The organism is Microbacterium sp. C7(2022) (assembly GCF_028823665.1).
Classification (GTDB): domain Bacteria; phylum Actinomycetota; class Actinomycetes; order Actinomycetales; family Microbacteriaceae; genus Microbacterium.
Map to the genome: position 1 here is coordinate 172,006 of NZ_JAPEHV010000001.1, position 14,519 is coordinate 186,524.

Sequence of the window (14,519 nt, forward strand, 5' to 3'; positions counted from 1 at the left end):
CGGATCAGGGACCAGTCGGCGCAGCGCGCGATGGCGCGAGTCCTCCCCAGGGCGCCCGCGCCCCCGCATTCTCCACCGATTGCGCCCGGTCCGCCTGAGGCAGCCGGGCACTCGAGACGATCGAGGCATGCCTCACCCGCTCCCAGACGAACTCGGCGATCGCTTCTCGGTCCGCGCAGCGCTCCACGCCGGGGTCTCGCCCGCCCGCTTGCGACGAGATGACCTCCACAAGCCTTTTTCCGGTGTCCGCGTGCGGGGTGCCGACGACAGTGGCATCCTGCTCGATCGACTGGGGCAAGCGCGTGGAGACCACGAACGCGAGCACATTGCGAAGGCACTCGCCTACGTGCAGGTGATGCGCGACGGTGAGTTCTTCAGCCACGTCACCGCTGCCGCGCTGTGGGACATTCCGGTGCCTGGACACCTCTTGCGCGGCGATGCGGCGGTCGATGTCGCGACCCACGGTGCGCGGAAGTATCCGCGCCGCAATGGAGTGCGCGGGCACGAGTGTCGAGTCGAGACGGCGTGTTACATCCGTCACCCCTTGCTCGGCGTGCGCGTTGCGACGCCTGCGACGACGTGGGCGATGCTCGGCAGCGTGTTGCGGAACCCTCGCGACGTGGTGGCGTCTGCTGATGCGGTCGTGCGTGAGTGGAGGGTTGCGACGCCTCTCGCGTCGCTGCGGGAACTCCACGCGGTGACCGCATCGGGACGCCGCGTCGGTGTCGGGATGCTACGCGAGGCGTTGCCACTGGTACGCACGCGATCTGCGTCGTTGCCGGAAACCCACTTGCGGCTGGCGATCGTGGATGATGGTCTGCCCGAGCCGCTCTTGAACTTCGATGTCGTGGAGGCTGGCGAGAAGATCGCGTGCGTGGATCTTGCGTACCCGCAATGGCGCGTCGCGATTGAGTACGAGGGCGAGCATCACCTCACCGATCCGCTGCAGTGGGCGCGCGACATCCGGCGCTACGAGCGGCTCGAAGCCGCGGGGTGGCGGGTGGTGCGCGTGACGAAAGCTGAGCTCTTCGGCGGGAACCGCGGGCTCATGGATCGCATCCACGCGGCAATCCGCGCGCGATCCTGACGCGCGGCCGCGTGTGACTGCTCGGACTCGTGCGCCCGCGCGGGCTTCCGTTCCGCCCCCAACTTCTGCCGTTCGCACCTGCAGATCTTGGGGGTGGAGCGAAACGGCGGGGCGCGGCTGGGGTTCGGCCCCCAGGATTTGCCGTGGCGGGGTGCAGAAGGTGGGGGTGGAGCGCCGGGAGCCGACGAGGCCGGGCTCGAGCACTTGAGAGTGCGGGGGTGAAGGATGCCGGGCGTATGCCCATGGCGAACACCGGCATATCGCGGCGCGCGCGTCGTTACCCTCGATGTAAGGCACTCAGCGGTCGACCGACCCCTGGTACCCCGGAGGAATGCGATGTTCGAGAGATTCACCGACCGTGCACGTCGTGTGGTTGTGCTCGCCCAAGAAGAGGCGAAGATGCTCAACCACAACTACATCGGCACCGAGCACATCCTGCTCGGCCTGATCCACGAAGGAGAAGGTGTCGCCGCCAAGGCCCTCGAGAGCCTGGGAATCTCGCTCGATGCCGTGCGCGAACAGGTGCAGGACATCATCGGCCAGGGGCAGCAGCAGCCCACCGGCCACATCCCGTTCACCCCCCGCGCCAAGAAGGTGCTCGAGCTGAGCTTGCGCGAAGCGCTGCAGCTCGGCCACAACTACATCGGCACCGAGCACATCCTGCTCGGCCTCATTCGCGAGGGCGAGGGCGTCGCCGCCCAGGTGCTCGTCAAGCTCGGCGCCGACCTCAACAAGGTTCGCCAGCAGGTCATCCAGCTCCTCAGCGGTTACCAGGGCAAAGAGCCTGCCGGTGTCGCAGCCGGTGGAGGCGAGCAGTCGGCTGCCGCGCAGGGCGGGTCGGCCGTGCTCGACCAGTTCGGTCGCAACCTCACGCAGGCGGCGCGCGACAACAAGCTCGACCCCGTGATCGGCCGCGAGAAGGAAATCGAGCGGGTCATGCAGATCCTCTCGCGTCGCTCGAAGAACAACCCCGTTCTCATCGGTGAGCCCGGTGTCGGAAAGACCGCGGTCGTCGAGGGCCTCGCGCAGGCGATCGTGAAGAACGATGTGCCCGAGACGCTCAAGGACAAGCAGGTCTACTCGCTCGACCTCGGCTCGCTCATCGCAGGCTCGCGCTACCGCGGCGACTTCGAAGAGCGCCTGAAGAAGGTCACGAAGGAGATCCGCACGCGCGGCGACATCATCGTCTTCATCGACGAGATCCACACCCTCGTGGGTGCGGGCGCGGCCGAAGGCGCGATCGACGCGGCATCCATCCTCAAGCCCCTGCTGGCGCGAGGCGAGCTCCAGACGATCGGTGCCACGACGCTCGACGAGTACCGCAAGCACTTTGAGAAGGATGCTGCGCTCGAACGCCGCTTCCAGCCGATCCAGGTCGCAGAGCCCAGCCTGCCCCACGCGATCAACATCCTGAAGGGTCTGCGCGACCGCTACGAGGCGCACCACAAGGTGCAGATCACCGACGGTGCGATCGTCGCGGCGGCGAACCTGGCCGACCGTTACATCGCCGACCGGTTCCTGCCGGACAAGGCGATCGACCTTATCGACGAAGCGGGTGCGCGTCTGCGCCTGAGTATCCTGTCGAGCCCGCCCGAGCTGCGCGAGTTCGACGACAAGATCGCCCGCGTGCGCGCCGACAAGGAGATCGCGTCCGAGGAGCAGGACTTCGAGAAGGCGGCTAGCCTGCGCGACGAGGAGAAGTCCCTCCTCGCCGAGCGCCTGCGCCTCGAGAAGCAGTGGCGTTCGGGTGACGTCGCCAGCCACGCGGTGGTCGACGAGGGTCTGATCGCAGAGGTGCTCGCGCAAGCTACCGGCATCCCGGTGTTCAAGCTCACCGAAGAGGAGTCGAGCCGCCTGGTCTTCATGGAGAAGGCGCTGCACCAGCGCGTCATCGGCCAGGAAGAGGCGATCGCCGCACTGTCGAAGACGATCCGTCGTCAGCGTGCGGGCCTCAAGGACCCGAAGCGTCCCTCCGGTTCGTTCATCTTCGCCGGCCCCACCGGTGTCGGAAAGACCGAACTGGCCAAGGCACTCGCCGAGTTCCTGTTCGACGACGAGTCGGCGCTGATCTCGCTCGACATGAGCGAGTTCGGTGAGAAGCACACGGTCAGCCGTCTGTTCGGTGCTCCTCCCGGATTCGTCGGGTTCGAAGAGGGCGGTCAGCTCACCGAGAAGGTGCGCCGCAAGCCGTTCTCGGTCGTGCTGTTCGACGAGATCGAAAAGGCGCACCCCGACATCTTCAACTCGCTCCTGCAGATCCTTGAAGAGGGTCGCCTGACCGACGGTCAGGGCCGCGTGATCGACTTCAAGAACACTGTGATCATCATGACGACCAACCTCGGTTCGTCGGCGATCGCTGGTGGTCCCGTCGGCTTCCAGGTCGAGGGCAACTCGGCGACGACGTATGAGCGTATGAAGGGCAAGGTCGACGAAGAGCTCAAGCGTCACTTCAAGCCCGAGTTCCTCAACCGCGTCGATGACGTCATCGTCTTCCCGCAGTTGTCGAAGGACGAGCTGGTTCAGATCGTCGATCTGTTCACCAAGCGTCTGGGCGAGCGTCTGCTCGACCGCGACATGACGATCGAGCTGTCGCAGGCGGCGAAGGAGCGTCTCATCGAGATCGGGTTCGACCCCACCCTCGGTGCGCGCCCGCTGCGTCGCGCGATGCAGCGACAGGTCGAAGACCGCCTGAGCGAGAAGATCCTCCACGGTGAGCTCGACGCGGGCGACCACGTGAAGGTCGACGCTCAGAACGGCGAGTTCGTCTTCGAGCACGGGCCGCGCGGCGAGAAGGTTGCTGTTGGCGAGATCAACCACGGTGAGATCTCGGCGACGCCCTACCTGGCCGCGACGAGCGACTAGTTTCTCGTAAGAAGCGCAAGAACGAAGAGTGGATGCCACGCGGCATCCACTCTTCGTCGTTTTCGCCTCTACGCTGGAAAGATGACTGCACCTCAGCCGTATACGGTTCGGCCGGCGCTGACGCGTGATGTGCGCGGCATCCAGGCACTGCTGGAGCCGTACGTGCAGCGACGAATCCTGCTCGGCAAGGACCTCGTGGTGCTGTATGAGGCAACCCAGCAGTTCGTGGTGGCTGAAGCCGCGGACGGCACGCTCATCGGCTGCGGGGCTCTGCACGTGATGTGGGAAGACCTCGGCGAGGTGCGCACGCTCATCGTCGCCGATGGCTGGCTGCATCAGGGCGTAGGGCGCAACATCGTCGAACGGCTCGAAGAGAACGCGCGTGCGCTGGGACTCACGCGCCTGTTCTGTTTGACCTTCGAGGTGCCGTTCTTCGAGCGACGCGGATTCCAGACGATCGGTGAACAGATCGTCGACCCCGACGTGTACTCGCAACTCGTGCGTAGCCCGGATGAGGGCATCGCCGAGTTCCTGGATCTCGCGCACGTGAAGCCGAATACGCTGGGCAATACCCGCATGCTGAAGCAGCTGAATGGGGCGCGTCACACCTGACTCTCGGCTGGGCGCGCCTACCCTGGATGCCATGACCGACCAGCCTTCTCGCAGGCGGCACTCGCCCGCCGTGTACCGTCGGCGGCGCCTCGTCGTCCTGCTGGCCATCATCGCGATCGGCGCGTCGATCTGGCTGTTGATCGCTCAGCCCTGGCAGGGGTCGGCCGCAGATAACACGACGTCGAGCCAAACGGCGTCTCAAGAAGCGGCCTCAGATCTCCCCGTGCCCGGGTCGACCTCGTCGGAAAGTACGCCGGGGGCGACGGATGCCGCGGCCACACCTGATGCGTCGGCAACGCCGACCGTGACCCCGTGCCTCGAGAGCAACATCACGGTGGTTCCGCTGACCGACAAGACGTCGTACGGCTCGGGCGAGAACCCGCAGTTGTCAATCCGGCTCACGAACGACGGCGAGACCGACTGCTCGCTCAACGTCGGAACGAGCGCGCAGAAGTTCGAGATCACCAGCGGGAGCGACACGTGGTGGCGCTCGACAGACTGCCAGAGTGAACCGAGCGACATGGTCGTGATGCTCGCGGCCGGCCAGACGGTCGAAAGTGCCGCTCCACTCGAGTGGGATCGCACCCGCTCGTCGGTGTCGACGTGCGACGACGAGTCGCGGCCGCGCGCGCCCGGCGGCGGGGCGACGTACAACCTGACCGTCGAGATCGGCGGCATCCCGTCGCTCGAAGAGGCGATGTTCCTGCTCTACTGACCGCGTTCTGGCTGCGTCGTCGTTCGCTGTGCGCGAGAGGGCCGGATGCCGCGACCGGGCGCGACTACGCTGGTGACGTGGCAGGAAAGAAGCGCAAAGACCCCAAGCCGCTGGAGTTTCGCAACACTCAGCTGAGTGACGCGCTGCAGACGGGCGACATGGCGGCCGTCGCGTTCGCTCTGCGCCACGGGCCGACGGTGGTGCCGTTGATGCGCGCCGGTCAGCGCGATAACCCGCTCGACTCGGGCGAGGTGTGGACGTACCGCGACCCGAACACGGGGGATGTTGCGCTCCTGCTGTTCAGCGATGCCGCGCACAAGCCGGCGAGTTTGCCGCCGGGTGTGGCGTTGCAGTCGCCGGCCTGGTTGCGCGCATTCCTGGGCACGCACGAGGACGAGATCACGACGGTGTTCTTCGACATCGCGGGTCCGCACCCGCTGCAGGCTGCTCCCGCCGACCTGATCGCCGCGCTCGACGCATAGGCCGGTCTGCGCTTAGACCTCGGGCTCGTCGAGAGCCGAACGAAGGTCGGTGTGGGCGAAGTCGTCGCCGACATAAAGCAGCGGCTGATCGCGCTCGGCCGCGAGCGCGTAGGTGAGGCAATCGCCGAAGTTGAGCTTCGCCGGGTGCCCGGAGCCCCGACCGTAGTCGCGAAAGGCGCTTCGCGCGATGCGGACGTGTTCGGCGGTGAGGGGGACGACGTCAAGGCCGAACGAGCGCACCATCGCATCGAACCGCGCCGAGCGCACGGGATCGCGGGGACCGTCAGCGACGATGGATGCCTCGACCAGCGTCGCACTCGAGATGGCAGGGCGCCGGGCGTCGGCGATCGCCTGCACGATCCGGTCGGAACCCTCCTCACCCTGAAGGATGGCGATCAGCGCCGACGTGTCGATGATCATCGTGGGAGGCCGGTCTGTGGGTCGTACATGTTGTCGGCGAACGCTCTGAGGTCGATGCCGCGAAACGCTTCTTGGGCGTCGGCGACGGCGCGTTCGATGCGACGCTGGCGAGCGTGGTGCTCGGCCCCGGAACGCACGGTTGCGAGTTTGTCGCGCACCGCGAGCTCTACCGCAGAGGTTTGGCTCACCCCGAGCGCGGTCGCCAGCTCGCGGACCAGCGCGTGGACGTCCTCGTTCTTGATATTCAGGCTCATGGGTAGAAGTCTAGTCAGACTGTCTACCCTGTCTGCACCCGCTAGAACTCGGGGACGTCGTCGCCGGGGCGTGCGGTGGCCCGCGCGCGCACATCGTCGAGCGCACCGCGCAGGCGCACCGACCGGTTGTCGATGAGGTCGCGATAGCCGAGGCGTGCGGCTTCTGCGCGACGCTGAGCTGACTGGGTGACGGGTCGGATCTCGCCGGCGAGGCTCAGTTCGCCAATGGCGGCGATGTGCTTGGGTATCGACTCGTTGCGTACGGCGCCGGCGACGGCGAGGGCGATCGCGAGGTCGGCCGCAGGCTCAGTGAAGCGCACACCACCGACGGTGGAAACGTAGACGTCCTGGTCGGACGTCTTGATGCCGGCCTTCTTCTCGAGGACGGCGAGCACCATGGCGACGCGTGCGGAGTCAACGCCGTTCACGATGCGGCGCGGGTTGGGTGCGTTGGTGGCGATGGTGAGCGCCTGCACCTCGACCGGCAGTGCGCGCCGACCTTCCAGCGCGATCGCTACGCATGTGCCCGGTTCGTTGCTGCCATGCCCAAGGAACAGCGCACTTGGGTCGGGGACTTCGGCGATGCCGGCGCCGGTCATGTCGAAGCATCCGACTTCATCCGTCGGGCCGAATCGGTTCTTCAGCGCGCGCACGAACCGTAGGGATGTCTGCCGGTCGCCCTCGAAGTGGCAGACGACATCGACCAGGTGCTCGAGTACGCGCGGGCCCGCGATGGAGCCGTCTTTGGTGACATGCCCGACGATGATCGTCGGCAGATTGCGCTCCTTGGCGACCCGGATGAGCGTTGCTGCGACCTCGCGCACCTGGGAGGGGTGCCCGGCCATGCCCTCGGACATGGCGGACGAGACGGTCTGCACCGAGTCGACGATCAGCAGATCGGGCTGTACCTCGTCGACGTGGCCCAGGATCGTGGCGAGGTCGGTCTCGCTCGCGAGATACAGGCTGTCGTGCAGCGCGCCGGTGCGCTCGGCGCGCAAGCGCACTTGCGAGGTGGATTCTTCGGCGCTCGCGTAGAGCACGCGCAGACCGGCCTGGGCTGACTTGGCGGCGACTTCGAGCAGCAGCGTGGACTTTCCGACGCCGGGCTCGCCCGAGAGCAGAATCGCGGCGCCCGGCACGATGCCGCCGCCCAACACGCGGTCGAACTCGCCGACGCCCGTCGTCCCACGCGGGGTGTCGCTGGTGTCGATCGCGGTGATCGGACGTGCAGAACGCGCGGCGCCCGGTGCGACGGGGCTCACCGAGCGAACGATGCCGGTCTGCTCGGCGGCTTCGACGACGGTGCCCCATTGCTGGCATTCGCCGCAGCGCCCCACCCACTTGGGTGCCGTCCACCCGCACTCGGTGCACTTGTAGGCGGCAGTGGTCGTGGGTCGTCGGGTCGCCATGCGATCACTCTACGAGGCGCCACCGACATCGGCAGATCACACCCGTCGAAGCACGAATGCCCTCAGACTGGAGGGCATGGAAGCGATGCACCCCGACACGTGGCCGCGGCGCATTGCGCGCGGACTGCTCGGGGCGTTCCTCGCGTTCGCCGGCGCCGCGCATCTCACGTTTGCCCGCGAAGACTTCCGCGCGCAGGTGCCCCCGTGGCTGCCGCTCGATATCGATCTGGTGGTTGTGGCATCCGGAGTCGTCGAGATCGCGCTCGGGCTCGCGTTGCTCTTCCTTGGTCGCTGGCGCGTGCCGGTGGGGTGGATCGTCGCGCTGTTCTTTTTCGCGGTCTTCCCCGGCAATATCGCCCAGTTCGTCGAAGCGCGCGATGCGTTCGGCCTGGACAGCGACCTGGCCCGCGGCATCCGGCTCCTTTTTCAGCCGTTACTGGTGGTGTGGGCGCTGTGGTCCACGGGGGCGTGGGCCGACTGGCGGGCGCGAAGAAGGGCGAGAGCGGGGGATGCCACTCCCGCGGCATCCCCCGACTCCCACACGTCGGAGTGAGGCGGCGTCAGCGCAACGACGAAGCGACCTCGCGCAGGGCGTCGGCCGAGCGGTGGAACAGCTCGAGCTCGTTCGGGGCGAAGGCGGTCTCGCGGATCGGCACTGCACCCTTCGCGCTCACGATCGACGGCACCGAGAGGGCGACGCCGTCGACTCCGTGGAAGTCGCTCAGCACCGGCGAGACCGGCATGACCGCGTGCTCGTCGCCGAGGATGGCCTCGATGATGCGCGCGCTCGAAAGGCCGATCGCGTAGTTCGTGGCGCCCTTCCCCTGGATGACCTTGTACGCGGCATCCCGAACATCGATCGCGATCTGGTCGAGCTCTTCGACGGTCATCTTGTCACCGCGCGGGGTGACCCAATCCAGGATCGGCACGGTGCCGATCGTGGCGGCCGACCACAGCGGAAACTCGGTGTCGCCGTGCTCGCCGACGATGTATGCGTGCACCGACGAGGTCGACACTCCCGCGCGCTCGGCGAGCTTCCACCGCAGGCGCGACGTGTCGAGAACCGTTCCCGAGGCGAACAGGCGCTCGGGCGGCAGGCCGGTGTCTTCCTGCGCGAGCACCGTCAGCACGTCGCACGGGTTCGTCACGATGACGTAAATCGCATTCGGGGCGGCCTCGAGCAGCTGCGGCATCATCTTCTTCATGATGCCGGCGTTGACTCCGGCGAGCTCGATGCGCGTCTGGCCGGGGTTCTGCTTCGCTCCCGCGGTGATCACGACGACGTGCGAGCCCTCGACGACCGACAGATCGCTGCCGCCGGTGATGCTGCTTGAGCCGGTGAACTGCGTGCCGTGGGCGAGGTCGAGAACTTCAGCTTCGACCTTCGCGGTGGCGATGTCGTACAGGGCGACGTGACGTGCAGACCCGCGGATGAGCGCGGCGTAGGCGACGGAAGAGCCGACGCTGCCCGCGCCGACGACGGTGACTTTGGAGTTCTCGATGACGGCCATGCGGCCAGTCTGTCAGTCTCGGCGCGGCTCTCGCCAGAACGAGTCGTGCTCGGAGGGTGTCTGCGGGTTGCGGATGCCGATGAGTGACACCACGGCGCCGGCGAACATGAGCGCGGCGGTGGCGATCGCTGCGCGGTGGAATCCTTCGAGGTCGAGGGCCCCTCCGACGATGACGGCGAGGAGCGCGATCGTGAGGAGCCCGGCGACGCGAGAAACGGCGTTGTTGACCGCCGAGGCGATGCCGGATCGCTCCGGCTCGATCGCGCCGAGGATCGTCGACGTCAGGGGTGACACCGTGATCGCGAGGCCGAGCCCGGTCACGATCATGCTCGGCAACACCTGCCACCAGTAAGAGAAGTCGGATGCCACGGTCAGAAGCAACAGGGCACCCGCGCCCATCACGGCGGGGCCGAGGGCCATGAACAGGCGAGGTCCGAGTCGGCCGGCGAGCGCGCCGACGGGGGAGCTCAGCGCGATGAGGAGCACCGTGATCGGCAGGCTGGCGAGCCCCGCGAGGGTTGCGGACAGGCCCGCGGACTGTTGCAGATACACGGCGACGACGAATCCGTTGAGGGCGAGAGCGCCGTACACGAAGAGCGTCGCGATGTTGCCGGCCGAGAAGTTGCGTGACGCGAACATGTCCAGAGGCAAGATCGGGTGCGCCGCGGTGCGTTGACGCAGGAGGAAGAGGGCGAAGAGCACGAGGCCGGCGGCCAGCGGCATCCAGATCCCGATCGACGTCCACCCGAGATTGGGCTGCTCGATGAGGGCGAAGACCAGGGCGCCGAGGCCGAAGGTGCACAGGGCTGCGCCGAGCCAGTCGATGCGGGCATCGGGATGCCGCGTGTCTCGCGCGCTCGTGCGGGTAAGCAGCCACAGGGTGAGCGCGATGGGGAGCACGTTGATGAGAAACGCGAGGCGCCACGAGGCGAGGTCGACGAAGGCTCCGCCGATGAGGGGGCCGGCGATCATGGCGGTGGTGGTCCAGGCCGTCCAGATGCCGATCGCGCGGGCCTGCGCGGCGCCACGGAACGTCGAGGTGATGAGGGCCAGGGAACTCGGGACGAGGAACGCGCCGGCGGCGCCCTGCACCGCGCGGGCTGCGATCAGCACCTCGGCGGTCGGCGCGAGAGCAACGGCGACGGATGCTACGCCGAACCCGATGAGTCCGACGCGCATCACGAGGATGCGCCCGTAGGCATCGCTCACCGAGCCTGCGACCAGGATGAGCGCGCCCAGGGTGATGAGGTACGCGTCGACGACCCACTGCTGGGTGGCGAGTCCGCCACCGAGGTCGTCACGAATCGACGGGAGGGCGACGTTGACGACGGTGCCGTCGAGGAACGCGACGAATGACGCGAGCACTGCGATTGTCAGCACGATACGTTGCTCGCGGCTCATGGGTCCGCTCGCGCGTTCGGGTCGCTGTGCGGGCGGGGTGTCGGTCACGATGCCACCGTATGCCCGTGCGCGGGTTTCGGGGCCGGGTGAGCCGGATGCCCGGATTCGCGGCATCCGGAATCGTGTCGTAAGCTAGTCGGCGGTGACGTGTCCGAGCGGCCGAAGGTGCAACACTCGAAATGTTGTGTAGGTTCACCCCTACCGTGGGTTCAAATCCCACCGTCACCGCCATTTGAAACCCCCGCAGATCCCCTGAAGACATTGGGATCGCGGGGGTTTTGCTTTGCGCTGCGGGAAGCATCGTCGCCAGGGGGCGGTTCGGGAGCACGAAACCTGCGAGTGAGCATGCGATCTGATGCTCACTCGCAGGTTTTATGCTCACGAGGCCGGTGGCGAGGCCGGTGGTGAGGCCGGTCGGGTCATCCACCGTGGGGAGAAGGCTTGTGGGCGCGCGACGATCGATCAGAATTGAGCGGATGCCGCGGGAATGGCGCGCCGCCGAAGGGGAAATGCATGGGCAGGGTGACACGACGCGGCCGCGTCGCGGCGGGCCTGCGCAGCGTTGCTGCGGTGGCTGTGGCGTCCGCGATTCTGGTGCTCGCCGGGTGCAGCGGCGCCAATGCGGGTTCGCGCGCCAGCGACGATTTCGCTGAGTACATGGCCGGCGTTCCGGGCGTGATCGGTGTTGGCGGGTTCATCAGCAACAACCTGCCGTTCCTCGGCAGCGGTGACCTCACCGTTGACCTCGACCCGAGTGCCGACGAAGCTACGATCGACGCGGCCGTGACACGCGCGGGGGAGTTCGAGCCGGGCATGGGAGTGGAGATCTACACGCTCACGACTCTCATGCCGATCGACGACGAGACTGCCCCCGGGGCAGCGCTCAGCATCCAGCGACCCTGGAGCGACCCCGCTGAAGGCGTGGTCGCGCAGCTCGACGACCTGAGAAGCATCGACGGCCTCGCCGAGTACATGGAGCAACGACAGCCGGAGTACGACGCCGAGACTGTACGGCCGACCGTCGAGGTCCTCATCGCCGAAGGCATAAATGACCCGTGCGCGGCGGTTACCGAAGTCCTGCGGGTGTCCCCGGCGGATGCGGAGTCGTTCGCGCCATGGCAGCGGATGGGTGACACGCGCCTCCCGCTGGAATGCCCATAGCGGTCGCAAGCCACAGGCCGCGTTGCGCCGCGGGCGCGGGTTCGGCCAGAGTTGTGCTCATGCATCGCTTCGCCGCGACCGTGACCGTCGCCCCGGTTTCTCGCGCAGTACAGATCGCTCCTGCTCGATGAACGGGGTCATCGGCGACATTCTTCCGGTCGCACTGGGCGTCGCGGTCAGCCCCATCCCGATCATTGCGGCGATCCTCATGCTGCTCTCGCCGAAGGCGCGCGTGACCAGTGTCGGGTTCCTTCTCGGCTGGGTTGTCGGCATCGTGCTCGCCTCGACCATCTTCACCTTGCTCGCCTCGGTGCTGCCCTCGGGCGACGACGACGCCCCCACACCGATCAAGGGCATCATCCATCTCGTGCTCGGTGCGCTACTGCTCGTGCTTGCCCTGCGCAATTGGCGCAAGCGCCCGGGTCCCGGGGAAGAGCCCGAGATGCCGAAGTGGATGCAAGCGATCGACAGCATGTCGTTCGCCGGCGCGGCGGGCCTGGGCGCACTGTTGTCGGGCGTCAACCCGAAGAACCTGCTGCTGTCGGCGAGCGCCGGCGTCACCATCGGGTCGGCGGCCCTCGGCACCGGTCTGACGATTGCGGCGATTGCGGTGTTCACGCTCATCGCGGCATCCACTGTCCTCGTGCCGGTGGTCGGCTACCTGCTCGCGGCCGATCGTCTGCGCGGTCCGCTCGACGCGCTGCGCGGCTGGCTCGCGCGCGAGAACGCGCTCATCATGGCGCTTCTGCTGCTCGTGCTTGGTGTGGTCCTCATCGGCAAGGGCATCGGAAGCTTCTAGCCCGCCGGCTCACCCGCGCTCTGCGATGACTCTCTCGATCTGCGCGATGGCGGCGCCGACCCCGTCCTCGGCAGTGAGCGCTTCTCCCACGCGGGCGGCAGTAGAGCGGATGCTGGTGCTCGTCGTTGCTTCGACGATCGCTGCGGCCAGTCGCTCAGCGGTCAGTTTCTTCTGGGGCACCGGGGTCGGTCCGGCGCCGAGGTCGGCGACCCGCGCTCCCCAGAAGAACTGGTCGACGATGAACGGGCACACCACCGTCGGGCGGCCTGCGCGCAGGCCCGCCGCGGTGGTGCCGGCGCCGCCGTGGTGCACCACGGCCGACACGCGAGGGAAGATCCAGTCGTGTGGCGCCTCTGAGATTGCGTGCACCGTGTCGGGGAGTTCGGCGGTGTCGAGCCCTCCCCATCCGGAAGCGAGGATGCCGCGCACGCCGGCCTGTTCCAACGCCGAGACCACCTCGCGCGTGATGCGGCGCGGGTCGCGCCCGGCCATGCTGCCGAAGCCGACGTAGACCGGCGGGTCGCCCGCGTCGAGAAAGTCGACGAGGTCGCTCGGCGGCGTCCAGTCGGCGGTCTCGTCGAGGAACCAGTAGCCCGACAGATGCGCGCTCTCGGGCCAGTCCGCGGGCCGTGGCATTACATGCTCACTCACGGCGTGCAGCACCTCGATGGGTGTGCCCTCCGGCATCCGAGTCATCATCGCGGCGCCCTTGAGAGGTGACAGCCCCAACTGTTCGACACGGAAGCGGTTCGCCATCTTCTCGTACTGCTTGTAGCCGAGGGATACGAGCGAGTAGGTCATGCGGTTGTAGCCTCTGCCGAACGGCAGATGGGGCATCCCGATCACGGGAAAGTCGCCCGTGGGGACGACGACGGGCACCGGAAGCGCCTGGATCGCCGGTACTCCGAGGGCTTCCGCGACGTGCGGGCCAGCCAGCGCCTTGGGGTGATACATCACTAGCTCGGGCTGGGCCTGCTGTGCGGCACGCCAGATGTCGCCGAGCAACCGCTCGTTGATCGGGCCGGCTTCGCGGGCGAGCGCGAGATTCGTCTTGACCGTACCGATCAGCCCGCTGGACTCTTCCATGGCCGAGCGTCCGGCGTCCGAGTCGAGCAGCTGCAGGATCTCGTCGCTGAGGGGCTCGAACGCGATGCCGTGACTCGTCACGAAGTCGTGGAATCGCGCGCACGTCGCGATGACCGGCTCGTGGCCGGCTGCTTTCAGTCCCCGCGCCAGCGCAACATACGGCTGCACGTCGCCCCGAGAGCCGACGGTAGCGATCAGTATTCGCGTCATGAGAGTTCCTTCGCAGTGGTGGATGCCGTCACCCGGGCGAACTCGTCGATCAGCGCGGGTATGCGCTGGATCATGAAGGCGTAGAAGTCGCGGCTGTGCCGTAGGCGCTGTGCGCGTGCAGGATCGTCCCCGACCAATTCGAGGCCGCGTTCGAGCACGCCCAGGAACGTCCGCATCTTTGCGGTCGGGTCGATCGCGCGGACGAAGGCGTCATCGTGGATTTCGTACGCGTGGCCGCGGCCCGCTGTGGGCACGCGGCGCACGAGGCCCGACTGCTCGAGCGCGCGCATTCCCGTTGACACCGATGCTTTCGAGAGGCCCACGGCTTCGCATAGCTGGGACGTGGTCTGGGCGCGGGGTTCGCAGATCAGTAACCAGCCGAGCAGCGTACCGAAAGACGGGGTCGTGCCCATGGCGGAGAGGGCGATGCCGACCTCGGCGGCATACTGCTTCGACGTGGACTCGTCCATCCTGTTCTCCTTGTACGTTCAGAACTTTCTGAAAGTTATC

15 protein-coding genes and 1 tRNA gene are annotated in these 14,519 nt (G+C 67.2%); 9 read left to right on the forward strand and 7 right to left on the reverse strand.

Translation table 11 applies throughout. From position 1 onward, the window contains the following. The first annotated feature begins 127 nt into the window (after positions 1 to 127). From ON062_RS00755 to ON062_RS00775, 5 genes are all read left to right on the forward strand, one after another. Entirely contained in the window at positions 128 to 1,087 is a 960-nt protein-coding gene (locus tag ON062_RS00755; RefSeq protein ID WP_274645225.1) for an endonuclease domain-containing protein, read from the forward strand. 336 nt (positions 1,088 to 1,423) lie between these two features. Next, complete coding sequence (locus ON062_RS00760) at positions 1,424 to 3,949, forward strand: ATP-dependent Clp protease ATP-binding subunit (RefSeq protein WP_274645226.1); 2,526 nt, start codon at positions 1,424 to 1,426, stop codon at positions 3,947 to 3,949. An 81-nt stretch (positions 3,950 to 4,030) separates the two neighbouring features. After that, a complete protein-coding gene (locus ON062_RS00765; RefSeq protein WP_274645227.1) occupies positions 4,031 to 4,561 on the forward strand; it encodes an amino-acid N-acetyltransferase in 531 nt (176 codons plus the stop codon). Between the two features lie 31 nt (positions 4,562 to 4,592). After that, complete coding sequence (locus tag ON062_RS00770) at positions 4,593 to 5,276, forward strand: hypothetical protein (protein ID WP_274645228.1); 684 nt, start codon at positions 4,593 to 4,595, stop codon at positions 5,274 to 5,276. A gap of 77 nt (positions 5,277 to 5,353) precedes the next feature. After that, the gene (locus ON062_RS00775) at positions 5,354 to 5,758 is read left to right on the forward strand and encodes a dehydrogenase (protein WP_274645229.1); all 405 of its coding nucleotides are present in this window, start codon (positions 5,354 to 5,356) and stop codon (positions 5,756 to 5,758) included. A 12-nt stretch (positions 5,759 to 5,770) separates the two neighbouring features. Here the strand turns inward: ON062_RS00775 and ON062_RS00780 are convergent, their stop codons facing one another. The 3 genes from ON062_RS00780 to radA are packed head-to-tail and all read right to left on the reverse strand — an operon-like array spanning position 5,771 to position 7,841. Next, the gene (locus ON062_RS00780; RefSeq protein WP_274645230.1) at positions 5,771 to 6,178 is read right to left on the reverse strand and encodes a type II toxin-antitoxin system VapC family toxin; all 408 of its coding nucleotides are present in this window, start codon (positions 6,176 to 6,178) and stop codon (positions 5,771 to 5,773) included. Next, positions 6,175 to 6,432 carry a type II toxin-antitoxin system VapB family antitoxin gene (locus ON062_RS00785; RefSeq protein ID WP_274645231.1) on the reverse strand — a complete coding sequence of 86 codons (258 nt, stop codon included), beginning with the start codon at positions 6,430 to 6,432 and terminating at the stop codon, positions 6,175 to 6,177. The genes ON062_RS00780 and ON062_RS00785 overlap by 4 nt, the downstream gene beginning before the upstream one ends. A gap of 41 nt (positions 6,433 to 6,473) precedes the next feature. Further along, complete coding sequence (radA, locus tag ON062_RS00790; protein WP_274645232.1) at positions 6,474 to 7,841, reverse strand: DNA repair protein RadA; 1,368 nt, start codon at positions 7,839 to 7,841, stop codon at positions 6,474 to 6,476. A gap of 85 nt (positions 7,842 to 7,926) precedes the next feature. On the opposite strand from radA, the gene ON062_RS00795 reads away from it, so the two are divergent. Then, entirely contained in the window at positions 7,927 to 8,394 is a 468-nt protein-coding gene (locus ON062_RS00795; protein WP_274645454.1) for a hypothetical protein, read from the forward strand. Between the two features lie 7 nt (positions 8,395 to 8,401). Here the strand turns inward: ON062_RS00795 and ON062_RS00800 are convergent, their stop codons facing one another. Both ON062_RS00800 and ON062_RS00805 read right to left on the reverse strand, forming a co-directional pair. Then, the gene (locus tag ON062_RS00800) at positions 8,402 to 9,352 is read right to left on the reverse strand and encodes an L-lactate dehydrogenase (protein WP_274645233.1); all 951 of its coding nucleotides are present in this window, start codon (positions 9,350 to 9,352) and stop codon (positions 8,402 to 8,404) included. A 12-nt stretch (positions 9,353 to 9,364) separates the two neighbouring features. Beyond that, the gene (locus tag ON062_RS00805; RefSeq protein ID WP_274645455.1) at positions 9,365 to 10,753 is read right to left on the reverse strand and encodes an MFS transporter; all 1,389 of its coding nucleotides are present in this window, start codon (positions 10,751 to 10,753) and stop codon (positions 9,365 to 9,367) included. 141 nt (positions 10,754 to 10,894) lie between these two features. Here ON062_RS00805 and ON062_RS00810 point away from each other — a divergent pair. The 3 genes from ON062_RS00810 (at position 10,895) to ON062_RS00820 (ending at position 12,713) form a co-directional block, all read left to right on the forward strand. Next, positions 10,895 to 10,984: transfer RNA gene (locus tag ON062_RS00810), tRNA-Ser, on the forward strand. 282 nt (positions 10,985 to 11,266) lie between these two features. Beyond that, entirely contained in the window at positions 11,267 to 11,914 is a 648-nt protein-coding gene (locus tag ON062_RS00815; RefSeq protein ID WP_274645234.1) for a hypothetical protein, read from the forward strand. Between the two features lie 127 nt (positions 11,915 to 12,041). Further along, positions 12,042 to 12,713: a GAP family protein gene (locus ON062_RS00820; protein WP_274645235.1), complete on the forward strand. Its 672-nt coding sequence runs from the start codon at positions 12,042 to 12,044 to the stop codon at positions 12,711 to 12,713. Positions 12,714 to 12,722: 9 nt separating this feature from the next. On the opposite strand, the gene ON062_RS00825 is transcribed toward ON062_RS00820, so the two are convergent. Both ON062_RS00825 and ON062_RS00830 read right to left on the reverse strand, forming a co-directional pair. After that, positions 12,723 to 14,009: a glycosyltransferase gene (locus ON062_RS00825; RefSeq protein WP_274645236.1), complete on the reverse strand. Its 1,287-nt coding sequence runs from the start codon at positions 14,007 to 14,009 to the stop codon at positions 12,723 to 12,725. Beyond that, positions 14,006 to 14,479 carry a GbsR/MarR family transcriptional regulator gene (locus ON062_RS00830; RefSeq protein ID WP_274645237.1) on the reverse strand — a complete coding sequence of 158 codons (474 nt, stop codon included), beginning with the start codon at positions 14,477 to 14,479 and terminating at the stop codon, positions 14,006 to 14,008. The genes ON062_RS00825 and ON062_RS00830 overlap by 4 nt, the downstream gene beginning before the upstream one ends. Positions 14,480 to 14,519 lie beyond the last annotated feature (40 nt).